This is a genomic window from Luteimonas mephitis DSM 12574 (assembly GCF_000422305.1).
GTDB lineage: Bacteria > Pseudomonadota > Gammaproteobacteria > Xanthomonadales > Xanthomonadaceae > Luteimonas > Luteimonas mephitis.
This window is the reverse complement of sequence record NZ_KE383817.1, coordinates 230,905-245,754: the sequence shown is the minus strand read 5'-3', so window position 1 is coordinate 245,754 and position 14,850 is coordinate 230,905. Positions and strand designations below refer to the sequence as shown.

The window sequence follows — 14,850 nt, the reverse complement described above, 5'->3', positions numbered from 1 at the left end:
CGTATCCTCATGGATCGCCGGCACTTCCGGCCGGGGCCACTACGGGGAACGACGATGACCGATTTCAACGAAACCGTGACACCGCCACCACCACCGCCGTCGCCGTCGGGCGTGCCCGGGGCGGAAGAGCGCCAGTGGGCGATGTTCGCGCACCTGTCGGCGCTGGTCGGCGGCATCCTTACTTCGGGCTGGGCCGGCAGCATCGGCTGCTTCATCGGTCCGCTGATCATCTGGCTGGTCAAGAAGGACGCCATGCCCTTCGTCGACGACCAGGCCAAGGAAGCGCTCAACTTCAACATCACGGTGGCGATCGCGTTCTTCGCGCTGTTCCTGCTGGCGCTGTTCACCCTTGGCATCGGCCTGGTGATCGCGGTGCCGCTGTGGATCGTCATCGGCATCGCCTGGCTGGTGTTCACGATCATCGCCGCGATCAAGGCCAACGAAGGCGTGGCCTACCGCTATCCGTTCACGCTACGGCTGGTGAAATAGGTCGCCGACCTCGAAGTGCCCCCGGCGCCGGGCGTCCTTTTCGCCCGTTTCGTCGGCTCCTCCACGCGCCGGTCGCTGGTCGGCTTGCTTGCGCCGCGGCAGGCCCCATCCTGAGTCCCGTGCCGGACCTGTCGTCCGGCCGGGAGCCCAAGATGGAACACACCGCCGACGGCAGCCTGCCGCAAACCCTGTCCCCGACCGCCAGCGAGCGCCAATGGGCCGCGCTGGCGCATCTGTCCGCCCTGGTGCTTGCCCTGATGACCAGCTGGATCGCCGGCGCCGCCGGCGTGCTGGCAGCGGCCGTGGTCTATCTGATCAAGCGCGACGACTCGCCGTTCGCCAGCGAACACGCGCGCGAGGCGATCAACTTCAACCTCAGCATGTTCATCTACGCCTGCGTGGCGGCTGCGATCGGCATCGTGCTGGTCGGTGCGACGGTGCTGACGCTGGGCATCGGCCTGCTCGTCACCATTCCCGCCGGGCTGGTGCTCGTGCTGGCGATCGCCGCGATCGCGGTGACCTGGCTGGTGTGCAGCATCATCGCCATGGTCAAGGCCTGGAACGGCGAACGCTACCGCTATCCGCTGACGCTGCGCTTGTTCGGCTGATGGCGCCGGCCTCCGCGCGCGGGCAGTCCGCGCGCGGGGCGATCGGGCATCATCGGCCGGCCTGGCGACCGTCCAGCCGGTCCATGCGCTCGTCCAGCGGCGGGTGCGTGCGGTAGAGCTGGGCCAGCGGCGCCGGGCGCTTGCCGAGCGCGGCCATCTTCTGCAGCACCGAGTAGAACGCCAGCGGGTCGAAACCCGCGCGTTCCAGGTAAATGCCGGCGGCGCCGTCGGCGCGGTACTCGGCGTCGCGGTCCAGCCCGGTGAGCAGGATCGCCGCGCCATGTTCGGCAACGTAATCCTTCGCGTACGCCGCCGCGCCCGGCGCGCGCACCTGCGACAGCACCGCATCCGTGCCGGCGTCGCGCACCTGCTGCTTGCGGATCACTTCGAAATGGTCGCGCTGCACCACGTGGCCGAGTTCGTGGGCGAGCACCGCGGCCAGCTCGGCATCGTCGGCCAGCAGTTCGTACATGCCGCGGGTCAGCAGCACGTAGCCGCCGGGCGCGGCGTAGGCATTGATTTCGCCGTCGTCGATGACACCGAAGGTCCACGGCAGGCCGGGGCGCGATGTTTGCGAGGCCAGCCAGCGGCCCACCAGGTTGACGCGCCGCTGCGCGCTGTCGTCATTCCACAGCGGCGCCACGCCGAGCACGCGACCGGTGACGGCCGGACCGAGCGCGCGTTCCTCCTCGGCGACCTCCTGGTCGGACTTGCCAATCGCGCGGTCGGCAACCGTTGCCGCCGGTGCGCTGGCGATCGCACCGCCACCGAACTTGGACAGCAGGCCGCGGGCGATCGCCAGGCCACTGCGCTTGTCGGACTGGGTGGCCTGCTGGCCGCTGGTGTCCAGTTCCCTGGCCTCGCCGGCGTAGGCCACGCGCCGCGCCTGCCAGCCGCGCTCGCGGGCGTGGTCGGCGGCGGTGGCGGCATCGACGCGATATCCCTCCAGCCGCGCCAGGCCTGCGGCGTCGTGCTGCCCGCCGGCCAGGTCGCTGGCGTCGATGCCGCGCACGGTGGCGGTTTCGGTCACGCGGCCCTTGCCGGCGTTGCCCTGGAACAGCGCGCGACCCTCCGGGCTTTCCGTGCCCGCCTGCAGCATCCGCACTTCATTGACGCGGACGTAGCCGCTGCGGCCGTCGTCCAGCACCAGGCGGTACCACAGGCCTTGCTGCGCATCGATCGCAACGCGCGCGTCGCGCCGAAGCGTGGCGATTGCCGGCGCATCGAAGCCGGGCGCCTGGCGGACCTCCACCGAGCGCTTGTGCACGACGGCGGGCAAGTCCGCGGCCCATGCGGCCTGCACCGCGGCAGTGAGGGTCGCCATCGCCAGCAGCGACGGCATCAGGTGGCGGGTCAGGGTTCGCATGGGTCGTGTTCCTCGTGCCGCGTGGGGTTGGAAACAAGGGGATTTGCCGTCGCCAGTGGCCATTCGTCGCGGCGGTTGAGGTCCTGCCCGAGCAGCTCGCGCAGGCGCAGGCGCTCGCCGCGCATGGAGTCGTCGTCGCCGTCGTCGATCTGCGCGGACGAGAGGCACACCATCACCTGCCCGCTGCCCTCGAGCCGCTCCTCGGTGTCGTTGAGCGCGGCATGCAGGGCGTCCAGGTCGCGGCGCGCCAACGCGCGTGCGTCGGCCTCGCTGTCGCCCTTCCAGATCAGCAGCACCAAGTCGTCGAGGATCGCGTGCAGCCAGCTCTTGCGCTCGACCACGCCCTCGATCATCACGATGTCGCTGCCGGCGTAGAGGAAGCGGCGCAGGATCCGCCGATACTCGCGCCGCCTGCGCCGCGCCACGTGCGCGGGCAACGACGGATCGGCCCTGAAGCGCAGGCGGGCCATCAGCAGCCAGGGGTGGGCGGCCGGGTCGAACTCCACCAGGTAGTCGGCGTTGCCGATCGCGCGGCCGCGCTGCACGGCCGCGTAGCCGCGGCACAGGCCGAAGCACAGCGCGCCATAGCCGAGGCTGGCGAAGATGTCGATGAACCAGCCGTACAGCGTGAGGCCGGTGAACGCGACCGCGACCAGCACGATGTTGGCGGCGAAGAAGGCCGGGTCGACGTCCTCGTGCGGTTCGCCGCGCCAGAAGACGAAGGTGGACAGCAGCACCAGGAACGTGGCGAGCGCGTATTTCAGCCAGCCCGGCGGCATCCGGATCCAGCTGTCGGTGACCAGGGCCTCGGTGGCTTCGGCGAGGATTTCGACTCCGGGCATCGCCATGTTCACCGGCGTGGGCTTGGCGTCGTTGATGCCGGCGGCGGTGTGGCCGATGACGGCGACGGCTGCACGCAGCGGCGGGATTTCACTGCCGCAGACCGGCCGGCCTTCAAGGACGTCGGCCGCGTTGGCGTAGGGCAGGCGCGAGTGCGCGCGCCAGTTGATCCGCAGGTCGCCGCCGCGCGCGGCCACGGCGGCGCGCGTGTCGGTGCCGGCCGCCTGCGCCAGGCGCAGCACCAGCGACGGAACCGCCCAGCCACCCGCCGCTTCGTACAGGCGCGCATCGCGCAGCAGGCCGTCGCTGCCGCGACGGATGTTGACCAGGCCCGAGTGCGCAGCCATTTGCCGCCCGTACGGCTGGATCAGCGCGACGTTTGGCGCCGGGACCGCGGCATCGGCGACGAGGCGGAAGGCCCCTGGCGCCCGGTTCGCGGGCAAGGTGGCGGCGGCATCGAAGTCCGGGTGCAGGCGGCTGGCGGCGAACAGGAACCTGCCGCCACCCGCGACGGCCATGGTTTCGAGCAGCGCGTCGCCCTCGGGGTCGCTGATGGAAGGATCCGCGAACAGGACATCGAATCCCACCGCGCGCACGCCCGCGCGGTCGAGCGCGTCGAGCAGGTCGGCGTGGCGCTCGCGGCTCCACGGCCAGCCGCCTTCTCCGCGGGCGCGGTAGTACTCGATCGCGCAGTCGTCGATCTCGACCACCACCGTGCGCCCGGATGGCGACGGTTCGATCGGGCGCCATTTGACGACCTGGTCGAAGATCGCGTCCTCGGCGGCGTCGAGCGTGCGTTCGTGGCTCCAGTCCCAGGCCAGCCAACCGACCATGGCCACGGCAAGCAGCGGATAGAAGGCGAAGCGCAGGCGCTGGGAAACCCACGACAGTGGCCGGCGGTAGCCGCGCTCGATGGCGCCCCAGGCATCCATGAACGCGATGCCGGCAACCGCCATGACACGGTCGACCGCGCTTTCCAGCCGATGCTTGATCCTGCCCGCCACGCGCGCGCCTCCTGCGGGCGCCACGCCCGTTCAGGAGACAAACGTCGAATCCCGGCGATAACCGCCACCGGTCAGTGCGAGCGATGGATCGCCAGTTCGCCCAGGGCAGCCAGCGCGGCGGCGCGCGGCCCGAAGGGGGCCAGCGCGTCGTCCATGGCCGTGGCCAGTGCCGCCAGGCGCGCGCGCGAGGCCTCGACGCCGATCAGGGCGGGGAACGTGGCCTTGTCCTGTTCCGCGTCCTTGCCGGCGGTCTTGCCCAGGGTCGCGCTGTCGCCTTCGACGTCGAGCAGGTCGTCGCGGACCTGGAAGGCGAGGCCGAGCGCGTCGGCGAAGCGGTCCAGGTGCCCGCGCGTCGCCGCGTCGACGCCCGCCGCGATCGCGCCCAGCCGCACCGATGCACGCAGCAGCGCGCCGGTCTTGAGTGCGTGCAGGCGCTCGAGTCCGGCAAGGGAAGAAACGGGGCCTGCGTGACTTTCGTGCCCGGTTGCGTCCCGGGCCCGCGATCGGTCACGCGGAGCATCGCGCCGTGCCGCGTTCTTGCCGGTCGCATCGATGTCCAGCGCCTGCCCGCCGCACATGCCTTGCGAACCGGCGGCGACGGCGAGCTCGCGCAGCATGGCGATGCACGCTTCCGCGCCGCAGGGCGCCTGCGCGAGCGTGGCGAAGGCCAGCGACTGCAGCGCGTCGCCGGCGAGGATCGCGGTGGCTTCGTCGAAGGCGACGTGCACGGTGGGCTGGCCGCGGCGCAGGTCGTCGTCGTCCATCGCCGGCAGGTCGTCGTGCACCAGCGAGTAGGCGTGGACCAGTTCGACCGCCAGTGCCGGCGCATCCAGCGACGCGATGTCGGCACCGAACGCGGTGCCGGTGGCGTACACCAGCAGCGGACGCATGCGCTTGCCGCCGAGCAGCGCGGCGTGGCGCATCGCGGCGTGCAGCCGCGTTGGTGTTTCGCCGGCCGGGGGCAGGGTGCGCTCGAGCGCGGCGTCGATGCGCAGGCGCCACTGCGGGATCGCCTGTGCCCGGGTCGGGACGTCGTTCACGCGCTCAGGCGTCGGGCGCGGGGCCGAAGGATTCGGCGTTTGCCGGGTTGTCCGGGTCGCTGAGCAGCTTGACCCGCAACTCGGCCTGTTCCAGCGCCTGCTGGCAGCGTCGGTACAGGCCCACGCCGCGTTCGTAGGCGGCCAGTGATTCTTCGAGGCTGAGTTCGCCTTGCTCCATCTTCTCGACCAGCTGCTCGAGGGCGTCGAGCGAGGCCTCGAAATTGGCGACGGGCGAAGTGTCGGTGGCGGCTGCGGGGGTGGCTTTGCGAGGCATGGGCGGAGTTTACGACAAGGCCGGTTTCAAGGGAGGCAGGGCGGGGGTGGGCCGGCGTCGCCGGTGATGCGGGCGCCGCCGTGTGGCGAGGATTGCCAGGCCAGTCGTGCACCGTGCCCGCGCAGCCACGCGTCCATCTGCGCCGAGACCACCAGGTCGCCCGCGGCCATCACGGTGCCGGCGGCGTCCGACAGCAGCGGCAGCTGCGCGCGCTGCCACGGCGGCACGCCGAGGTCCTGCAGCACATGCTTGAGCGCGTGCGAGTGCGTGCGGCCGGGCAGGTCGATGCGTTCGCCGCCCTGGCGCGCATGCACCTGCACCGGAGCGTCGAACGCGTCGGCGCCTTCCAGCTGCAGCTGGCCGCCGGTGGGCAGCGGCAGCGGCCGGTGGCCATCCCAGTGCACCCGCCATGACCGCGGCAATGGCTGCCGGCGTGGACCGGCGTGCAGCAGGTCGCGCCAGCGGCGCACGACCGCGCCGTGCCATTCGAACGATGCATCGGTGCCGGTCGCGGCGGCCATCAGGTCCCCCTCGATCCGCGCGATGCCCCGGGCCGGCAACGGCGGCAGCGCGAGCGCCTCGATCCAGCGTCGCAGGACGCGTGCGCGGCGGGCGGCCGGAAGCGCCTCAAGCGCGGCCACCGACAGGACCTGCGGGTCGAGCGTGCGCGCGGCGGCGAGCACGCCGTCGTCACCATCGGCCAGCAGCATGGCGGCGTCGGCGGCCAGCGCTGCGCTGCGCGCCAGCGCGGCATCCGTCGCGGCCCAGCGCTCGCGCAGCAGCGGCAGGATGCGATGGCGCAGGAAATTGCGGTCGTGCGCGATGTCGTCGTTGCTGGGATCCTCGATCCAGCGCAGCTGGTATTCGCGCACGTACGCCAGCAGCTGTGCGCGCGGCACGTCGAGCAGCGGTCGCCACAGCCAGCCGGCGGCGAACCGCTGCCAGGGCCGCATCGCCGCAAGTCCGTCCGGGCCGGACGCGCGCAGGGCACGGAGCAGGAAGGTCTCGGCCTGGTCGTCGCGGTGATGGGCCAGCGCGAGCGCCTCGTTGTCGCGCAGGGCCTTGGCGAACGCGCTGCGTCGTGCGTCGCGGGCAGCGGCTTCCAGTCCCTTGCCGGCATCGCGCGCGACTTCGACCCGCACCACGTCCAGCGCGACGCCAAGCGCATCGCACGCTTCGCGGCAATGCGCGGCCCAGTCGCCGGCCGCGGCCTGCAGGCCGTGATGGACGTGGATCGCACGCAGCCCGGCTTTGCGGATCGGCGCCTGCATCGCAAGCAGGCGCAGCAGCGCGACCGAATCGAGGCCGCCGCTGAGTCCGACCAGCACCGCGCGCGGCGCGCCTCCTGCACATGGCATCGCGATGAAACCGGCCGGCAGGACGTCGCTCATGGCGCGATGGTGCCACGTTGCCGCGATGCAGTGATCCACCCGCGTGGTGTGGCAACGCCTCGCCGGCAGCTAGAGTGCAGTGTCCCCAAGGCGATCCGATCCCATGAGCCGACTGTTCCAGCCCCTGCAGCAACGTGGCCTGCAGCTGCGCAACCGCATCGCCGTCTCGCCGATGTGCCAGTACTCCAGCGTCGATGGCATGCCGGATGACTGGCACCTGGTGCACCTTGGAAGCCGCGCTGTCGGCGGCGCGGCGATCGTGTTCACCGAGGCCAGCGCGGTGTCGCCGGAAGGGCGCATCTCGCCGCAGGACGCCGGCATCTGGAACGATGCGCAGGCGGATGCCTGGGCGCGCATCGCGGCGTTCATCGCCGCGCAGGGCGCGATCCCGGCGATGCAGCTCGCGCATGCCGGGCGCAAGGCCAGCACGCATGCGCCTTGGCGCGGGTCGGGCGCGGTCGCCTTGGGCGACGGCGGCTGGCAGGTGGTCGCGCCGTCGGCGCTGGCGTTCGACGATGGCTATCCGCTGCCGGTTGCGCTCGACGCCGGCGGCATCGCCAAAGTCGTCGCCGACTATCGCGCGGCCGCGGTGCGTGCGCACGCGGCTGGCTTCCGCATCATCGAAATCCATGCCGCGCACGGATACCTGCTGCACGAATTCCTGTCGCCGCTGTCGAACCGGCGCGACGACGGCTACGGCGGCGACTTCGCAGGCCGCACGCGCCTGGCGTGCGAAGTCATCGCCGCGGTGCGCGACGCGTGGCCGCAGGACCTGCCGCTGTGGCTGCGCATTTCCGCGACCGACTGGGTCGACGGTGGCTGGGACATCGCGCAAAGCGTCGAACTGGCGCGCATTGCCGTGCGGCTCGGGATCGATCTGGTCGACGTTTCCAGCGGCGGCCTCGACCCGCGCCAGGCGATCGTGGTCGGCCCCGGCTACCAGGTTCCCTTCGCCGCGCGCATCCGCCGCGAAGCGGGGGTGGCGACCGGCGCGGTCGGGCTGATCACCGAGCCCGCGCAAGCCGAGGCGATCATCGCGGGTGGCGAAGCTGACGTGGTGCTGCTGGCGCGGGAATTCCTGCGCGACCCGTATTTCCCGGTGCGCGCCGCGCGGGCGCTGGATGCCCGTTTGCGGGTGCCGGAACAGTACCTGCGCGCCTGGGGCACCGGCGGCGATTAGGCTTCCGGAAGTGAGGTTCGGATACGGGCCAGCCACCATGCCTGTCGCAGCGGTTCCTGCATCGCGTTCGGAAGTGCCCGCGTGGACAGCACCCGGGTGTCTCAGGCGTCCGACAGCGCCGATGCGGAGGATGGCTGCGTGGGCTTGCGCGCGATCAGCGCGATCGAGTCATGTTGGGTGTCTTCATCCACGTATTGCCCATCGAGGTCGTAGGCTTCCGCGCCCGCTTCGAAGCCGGCGTCCTCGAGTTGCCGGCGCTGCCTTTCCAGCGACACGTAGTACAGCATCGTGCCGTAGTGGTGGCAGACGTCGTTGATCACCGAATAGTCCGGCGCATGGATTTCATGCGGGCGGAACTGCCTGCGGTTGCGCAGCCGCAGCAGCGTCTGCCCAGCGAATCTTGCCGAACGCACCAGCGCCCGCACCGGATGCAAAGTCCACTGGAACTGCGGGAACTGGAAACCGCGCCGGAACTCCGGCGAGTTCCGGTTGTGGGTCGAGAACACGAAGATCCCGCCCGGCTGGAGCACGCGCAGCACCTCGCGCAGGATCTGCAGGCGGTCGGCGTGCGACACCATGCCGATGCCGTTGCAGCTGAACACCGCGAGGAAGATGGACTCGTCAGCAACCGCCGACAGCGCTCGGGCGTCCGCGAACTCGAACCTGGCATCGGGAAACCGGCTGCGGCAGGCGTCCACCATTTCCTGGCTGTAATCGATGCCAAGATAGTCTTGGCTGATGCTGCGCAGCGCTTCCACCGTGCGCCCGCCGCCGACCCCGATGTCGAGGATGGGCTTGCCCTGCGCGAGCGGCGCAACCCGATCAAGCGTGGCCTGCTCGGCCGGGCTCAGCCCCGAGGGACGCGCGTACTGGGAGACCACCGAGGCGGTGGTCATGATCTTCATGTTGATGCGATCGATCGCTTCGCTCATCCCCCGCCCCCTGTTGCGTGCGTCGTGTCCGCTGCCGACCGTGTCTTCCTGCTGCGCGGGCAGTTGCCGCCGTCCTCGCCCGCTGCCGCTGTGGTCAGGCCGCCTCGTACGCCCCGTATCCGCGCAGTCGCCGGTAACGCTTCTCCAGCAGTTCGTCCATCGGCAGCGCTTCGAGCGCGTCCAGTTCGTTGAGCAGTACCGCCTTCAGTCGCGTGGCGGTCTGCTTCGGATTGCGGTGGGCGCCGCCGATCGGCTCGCGCACCAGCTTGTCGATCAGGCCAAGTTCGAGCAGGCGTTTTGCGGTGAGGCCCAACTGCTCGGCGGCGTCGCGCGCCTTGGCCGCGTCCTTCCACAGGATCGACGCGCAGCCCTCGGGCGAGATCACCGAGTAGGTGCTGTACTCGAGCATCACCGTGCGGTCGCCGACGCCGATCGCCAGCGCGCCGCCGGAGCCGCCTTCGCCGATCACCGTGCACACGATCGGGATCTTCAGCTCCGACATCTCCATCAGGTTGCGGGCGATCGCCTCGGACTGGCCGCGCTCCTCCGCGCCGATGCCCGGGTATGCGCCGGGGGTGTCGATGAAGGTCAGCAGCGGCAGGTGGAAGCGCTCGGCCATCTTCATCAGGCGCAGCGCCTTGCGGTAGCCCTCCGGGCGCGGCATGCCGAAGTTGCGGCGCACCTTGGCCTTGGTGTCGCGGCCCTTCTGGTGGCCGATGATCATCACGCTGCGGCCGTTGATGCGGCCAAGTCCGCCGACGATCGCGGCGTCGTCGGAGTAGGCGCGGTCGCCGGCCAGCTCCTGGAACTCGTCGCAGATCACCCGGATGTAGTCGTTGGTGTACGGCCGCGCGGGATGGCGCGCCAGCTGCGAGACCTGCCACGGCGAGAGGTCGCGGAAGATCTGCGCGGTGCGCAGGCGCAGCTTGTCCTGCAAGGTGTGCAGTTCGGCGTCGATGTTGACCGCGGGGCCGGTGCTGGCCTGGCGCAGGTCCTGGATCTTCGCCTCAAGGTCGGCGATGGGCTGTTCGAAGTCGAGGTAGTTCGGGTTCATCGACGGGCCGCTGCGCGGAAAAACGACAGTCTAGCGGATGCCGGGTTTCGGGCCGTACGGGCGGGTGTGGGTCGAGGGGCTCGCCAGCAGCGGGTCCAGGCGCCTCCGCTCGAAGGCAGGCAGGGCCGAAGCGGCGGCTCGCGGATCAGCTCGCCCACGGCCGGCTGCCCATCGCCACCTTCACCGCGCGCACGCCGGGCTGCGCGCGCAGGTGGCCGGGCAGGTCGGCATCGACGCGCACCGAGTGGCCGCCGTTGAGGTCGAGCGTGCCGGCGGCGCCATCGGGCAGCAGCAGGTCGTAGCGCAGCGGCGTGCCGCCGGGGCGATGGCTGGCCAGCAGGGCGTCGACGCGGTCGAGCACGCCGGGCACGCGCAGGTCCAGGCGCAGGGCCAGGCGTTTGGCGCTTTGCTCGCAGGCCTGCTGGAAGTCCCAGCAGCGCCGCGCGCGCAGCGAGAAGCCGCCGCTGAATTCGTCTTCGCGCAGGCCGCCCTCGACGATCAGGATGCGGTCGCGGGTGAGCAACGGCGCGTACTCGAACCAGGCCTCGGCAAAGAATGCGCACTCGATGCGCCCGCGCCCGTCCTCGAGCTGCACGAACGCCTGCGAGTCGCCGCGCTTGCGCATGCCCGTCACCTGCCCGGCGATGATCGCGGTGGTCTCCGGGCGCCAGCTGCGGCCTTCCTTCTGCGCGCCGTTGCCCTGGCCCGCGGCCCACAGCGCGTCGAGCTGGCCCAGGTCGCTGCCGACCAGTGCCGACAGTTCGTCGCGGTAAGGGTCGAGCGGATGGCCGCTGAGATAGTGGCCGAGCGTGTCGCGTTCACCGGCGAGCTTCAGTGCCAGCGGCCATTCGTCGGCCTCGGGCAGTTCGATGCGGCCCGGCGAGGCAGGTTCGGCGAACCCGCCAAACAGCGACACCTGGCCGGCCTCGCGCTCGCGTGCCAGCTGTTCGGTGGCCTTGAGCGCCTCCGGCAGCTGCAGCATCAGCGTGGCCCGGTTGGAACCCAGTGCGTCGAGCGCGCCGGCGTTGACCAGTGCCTCGAGCGTGCGCCGGTTCAACTTCGTCGTTTCCACGCGCTGGCAGAAATCGAGCAGGTCGTCGTAGGGGCCGTTCGCGCGGCGCTCGCCCGCGATCGCTTCGCAGGCACCGTGGCCCACGCCCTTCACCGCGCCCAGGCCATAGCGGATCGTGCTTTCGTCGATTGCCTCGAACATGTAGTTCGACGCGTTGACGTCCGGCGGCAGCACGGTCAGCCCGAGCGCGCGCGCCTCGTCGAGGAACATCACGACCTTGTCGGTGTTGTCCATGTCCGACGACAGCACCGCGGCGAGGAAGTCGGCCGGATGGTGCGTCTTGAGCCACGCGGTCTGGTACGACACCAGCGCGTAGGCGGCGGCGTGCGACTTGTTGAAGCCGTAGCCGGCGAATTTCTCCAGCAGGTCGAAGATCGGCCCGGCCACGCGCGCCTCGATGCCGTGGTGCTCGAGCGCGCCGGCCTCGAACTTGGCGCGCTCCTTGGCCATCTCCTCGACCTTCTTCTTGCCCATCGCGCGGCGCAGCAGGTCGGCGCCGCCGAGCGAGTAGCCGGCCAGGATCTGCGCGGTCTGCATCACCTGTTCCTGGTACACCACCACGCCGTAGGTGGGCGCCAGCACGGGTTCGAGCAGCGGGTGCGGGTATTGCACTTCGGCGCGGCCGTGCTTGCGCTCAATGAAGTCGGGGATCAGGTCCATCGGTCCCGGGCGGTACAGCGAGACCAGGGCGATCAGGTCGTCGAAGCGGTCGGGCCTGGCGCGCTTGAGCAGCTCGCGCATGCCGCGCGATTCGAACTGGAACACCGCCACCGTGTCGCCGCGCGCGAACAGTTCGTAGGTCGCCGGATCGTCGAGCGGGATCGCGGTGATGTCGAGGCCGGCGGCCGGACTGGGGATCGCGGATTGCGGATTGGAAGAGCCCGGGTTTCGCTTTTCCGAATCCCGAGTCCCGGCTCCCGAATCCCGCCGCTTGTTGATCGCCTTCACCGCCCAGTCGATGATCGTCAGCGTGCGCAGGCCGAGGAAGTCGAACTTCACCAGGCCCACCGCTTCCACGTCGTCCTTGTCGAACTGGGTGACCGGATTGCGGCCATGGCCGTCGCCGTCGTGTTCGGCGAACAGCGGGCAGAAGTCGCTCAGCGGGGTCGGCGCGATCACCACGCCGCCGGCGTGCTTGCCGGCATTGCGGGTGAGGTCTTCGAGCTGCAGGGCGAGGTCGAGCAGGTCGCGGACGTCGTCCTCGTCGTTGTAGCGGGCGATCAGTTCGCTGCTGGCGAGCTCGGCATTCTTCTGCGCCGCCTCCGAACGGCCCAGTGCATCGTCGAGCGAAATGCCGAGCGTGAGCGGGATCAGCTTGGCGATGCCGTCGACGAAGCCGTACGGGAAGCCCAGCACGCGGCCGGTGTCGCGCACCACCGCCTTGGCCGCCATGGTGCCGTAGGTGATGATCTGGCTGACGCGGTCGCGGCCGTACTTGGCGGCGACGTAGTCGATCACCTCGTCGCGGCGATCCATGCAGAAGTCGATGTCGAAGTCGGGCATCGACACGCGTTCGGGATTGAGGAAGCGCTCGAACAGCAGGTCGTACGGAAGCGGGTCGAGGTCGGTGATGCCCAGTGCCCAGGCCACCAGCGAACCGGCACCGGAACCGCGTCCCGGCCCGACCGGGATGCCGTGGTCCTTGGCCCAGTTGATGAAGTCCGCGACGATCAGGAAGTAGCCCGGAAACCCCATCTTGATGATGACGTCGAGCTCGGTTTCCAGGCGTGCCGCGTAACTGCCGCGGTCGTGGCCCTCGGCAAGCGGCTGCGTCTGCAGCCGCCGCGCGAGGCCGTCGCGCGCCTCGCTGCGGATCCACGAATCGAGCGTATGGTTCGAGGGCACCGGGAACGCCGGCAGGTAATAGGTGCCCAGCCGCAGCTCGAGGTTGCAGCGCTGCGCCAGCGCCAGCGCGTTGTCGATCGCGTCGGGCACGTCGTCGAACAGCGCCGACATCTCGTCGCTGGATTTGAGGTACTGCTGTTTGCCGTAGTCGTGCGGCCGGCGCGGGTCGTCGAGCACGCGCCCCGACGCGATGCACACGCGCGCCTCGTGCGCGTCGAAGCCTTCGGGTGCAAGGAAGCGCACGTCGTTGCTGGCCAGCACCGGGATGCCGAGCTTGCTCGACGCGTGCAGGGCGAAATCGTTGAACGCCTGTTCGCCGTCGAGGCCGCAGCGGGTGAGTTCCAGGTGCAGGCGGTCGCCGAACTGGCGCTGCAGGCCGGCCAGCGCCTGTTCGGCGAGGTCGTGGCGACCGCCATCGGCGAGTTGCCCGGCCTGGGCGTGGCGCCCGGCGATCGCGAACAGGCCGCCGTTGTTCGATGCCAGCCACTGCGGGCGCAGCACCACGCCGTCGTGGCGCTGGCCTTCCATCCACGCCTGCGTGAGCAGCCGCGACAGGGTCAGGTAGCCGGCATGGTCGCGGCAGAGCAGGGTCAGCCGCGAGGGGGCTTCGTCGCCCTCGGCGATGAACACGTCGGCGCCGGCGATCGGCTTGATCCCCTTGGCCTCGGCGGCGCGATAGAACTTGACCAGCGCGAACAGGTTGTTGCGGTCGGTGATCGCCACCGCCGGCTGCCCGAGCGCAACGCAGCGCGCGACCAGCTCCGGGATCCGGATCGTCGAGTCGGCGAGCGAGTATTCGCTGTGCAGGTGGAGGTGGGCGAAGCGTGGCATGGGTCAGCAGTGCGCCGGGCAGGCGCAGGCGCGGGCAGCACGCCCCGAGCCGCGCGCGCGGCCGGAGAGGCCGCACCGGGAGGACCGGGACCGATGGGACTGCGCCATGGGAAACATCGACATCAAACGGATGCAGGCAGGTTAGGCCGGGGGCGCGGCAGGGACAAGGCTTGACACGCCGCGCGCGCACCACGGCGTGGCTGGTGACGGAAAGCCGCCCCGACGGCGCTATGCCGGACCGGGTTCCGGGATCAGCGACGCCTGCGCGCAGGCGCGGACCGGCGCGAAGCTGCGCCGGTGCTGCGGGCAGGGGCCGTGGCTGCGCAGCGCGGCCAGGTGCGCCGGCGTGGAATACCCTTTGTGCAGGTCGAAACCGTACTGCGGCCAGGTTCCATGCAGTTCGCGCATGAAGCGGTCGCGCGCGACCTTGGCGAGGATCGAGGCGGCCATGATCGAACGGTCGCGCGCGTCGCCGCCGATCCAGGCCTCGGCCGCGCAGGGCAGCGGGCGTGGCAGGTGGTTGCCGTCGATGCGGGCCAGGCATTCCTGGCCGTCGAGTGCGGACAGCACGCCTTCCAGCGCGCGCCGCATGCCGAGCATCGTGGCCTGGAAGATGTTGACCCGGTCGATCTCCTCGACTTCGACGAAGACGATCTTCCACGCCAGCGCGCGTTCGACGATGCGCGGGTACAGCGCTTCGCGCCGCGCGCCGGTGAGCTGCTTGGAGTCGTCCAGGCCGTTGACCGGCGTGCGTCCTGGGGCGAACACCACCGCGGCGACGACGACCGGACCGGCCAGTGGGCCGCGGCCGGCTTCGTCGACGCCGGCGATGTGCGGGCCGGCGACGGCGGCGCTGGCGGGCGAAACGATGCTGTCGGGTGTCGCAGGCATGGCGCGATTATGCCGCGCCCGCGACGCGCGCTT

Annotated in this window: 12 protein-coding genes; 3 read left to right on the top strand and 9 right to left on the bottom strand. The window is 70.7% G+C overall.

Annotated features, from left to right (window positions below):
• Positions 1-54 precede the first annotated feature (54 nt).
• Together H570_RS17810 and H570_RS0114865 are read left to right on the top strand one after the other, a co-directional pair.
• On the top strand, positions 55-489 hold the full coding sequence (locus H570_RS17810) for a DUF4870 domain-containing protein (RefSeq protein WP_036136463.1): 435 nt from the start codon (positions 55-57) through the stop codon (positions 487-489).
• Positions 490-641: 152 nt separating this feature from the next.
• Positions 642-1,097, top strand: coding sequence for a DUF4870 domain-containing protein (locus H570_RS0114865; RefSeq protein ID WP_156900006.1), 456 nt, complete (start codon positions 642-644; stop codon positions 1,095-1,097).
• Between the two features lie 49 nt (positions 1,098-1,146).
• Here H570_RS0114865 and H570_RS18370 read toward each other — a convergent pair whose 3' ends face one another.
• The 5 genes from H570_RS18370 to tilS all read right to left on the bottom strand — a co-directional run bounded on the left by H570_RS18370 (position 1,147) and on the right by tilS (position 7,012).
• Positions 1,147-2,463, bottom strand: a complete 1,317-nt coding sequence (locus H570_RS18370; RefSeq protein WP_051176460.1) for a M48 family metalloprotease — start codon at positions 2,461-2,463, stop codon at positions 1,147-1,149.
• Positions 2,451-4,307 carry a CHASE2 domain-containing protein gene (locus H570_RS0114850; RefSeq protein ID WP_156900004.1) on the bottom strand — a complete coding sequence of 619 codons (1,857 nt, stop codon included), beginning with the start codon at positions 4,305-4,307 and terminating at the stop codon, positions 2,451-2,453. The genes H570_RS18370 and H570_RS0114850 overlap by 13 nt, the downstream gene beginning before the upstream one ends.
• Positions 4,308-4,378: 71 nt before the next feature.
• Positions 4,379-5,347: a polyprenyl synthetase family protein gene (locus H570_RS0114845; protein WP_425411572.1), complete on the bottom strand. Its 969-nt coding sequence runs from the start codon at positions 5,345-5,347 to the stop codon at positions 4,379-4,381.
• A gap of 4 nt (positions 5,348-5,351) precedes the next feature.
• The gene (locus tag H570_RS0114840; RefSeq protein ID WP_027081424.1) at positions 5,352-5,621 is read right to left on the bottom strand and encodes an exodeoxyribonuclease VII small subunit; all 270 of its coding nucleotides are present in this window, start codon (positions 5,619-5,621) and stop codon (positions 5,352-5,354) included.
• Positions 5,622-5,647: 26 nt separating this feature from the next.
• Positions 5,648-7,012 carry a tRNA lysidine(34) synthetase TilS gene (gene tilS, locus H570_RS17800; protein WP_084500292.1) on the bottom strand — a complete coding sequence of 455 codons (1,365 nt, stop codon included), beginning with the start codon at positions 7,010-7,012 and terminating at the stop codon, positions 5,648-5,650.
• Between the two features lie 103 nt (positions 7,013-7,115).
• Here tilS and H570_RS0114830 point away from each other — a divergent pair, with 103 nt between their 5' ends.
• The gene (locus H570_RS0114830) at positions 7,116-8,192 is read left to right on the top strand and encodes an NADH:flavin oxidoreductase/NADH oxidase (RefSeq protein ID WP_027081423.1); all 1,077 of its coding nucleotides are present in this window, start codon (positions 7,116-7,118) and stop codon (positions 8,190-8,192) included.
• 101 nt (positions 8,193-8,293) lie between these two features.
• On the opposite strand, the gene H570_RS17795 is transcribed toward H570_RS0114830, so the two are convergent.
• From H570_RS17795 to H570_RS17790, 4 genes are all read right to left on the bottom strand, one after another.
• Positions 8,294-9,124, bottom strand: coding sequence for a class I SAM-dependent methyltransferase (locus tag H570_RS17795; protein ID WP_051176459.1), 831 nt, complete (start codon positions 9,122-9,124; stop codon positions 8,294-8,296).
• Positions 9,125-9,218: 94 nt separating this feature from the next.
• Positions 9,219-10,178 carry an acetyl-CoA carboxylase carboxyltransferase subunit alpha gene (locus tag H570_RS0114820; RefSeq protein WP_027081422.1) on the bottom strand — a complete coding sequence of 320 codons (960 nt, stop codon included), beginning with the start codon at positions 10,176-10,178 and terminating at the stop codon, positions 9,219-9,221.
• Between the two features lie 145 nt (positions 10,179-10,323).
• The gene (gene dnaE, locus H570_RS0114815; RefSeq protein ID WP_027081421.1) at positions 10,324-13,926 is read right to left on the bottom strand and encodes a DNA polymerase III subunit alpha; all 3,603 of its coding nucleotides are present in this window, start codon (positions 13,924-13,926) and stop codon (positions 10,324-10,326) included.
• 228 nt (positions 13,927-14,154) lie between these two features.
• Positions 14,155-14,817, bottom strand: a complete 663-nt coding sequence (locus tag H570_RS17790; RefSeq protein ID WP_036136461.1) for a ribonuclease HII — start codon at positions 14,815-14,817, stop codon at positions 14,155-14,157.
• Positions 14,818-14,850 lie beyond the last annotated feature (33 nt).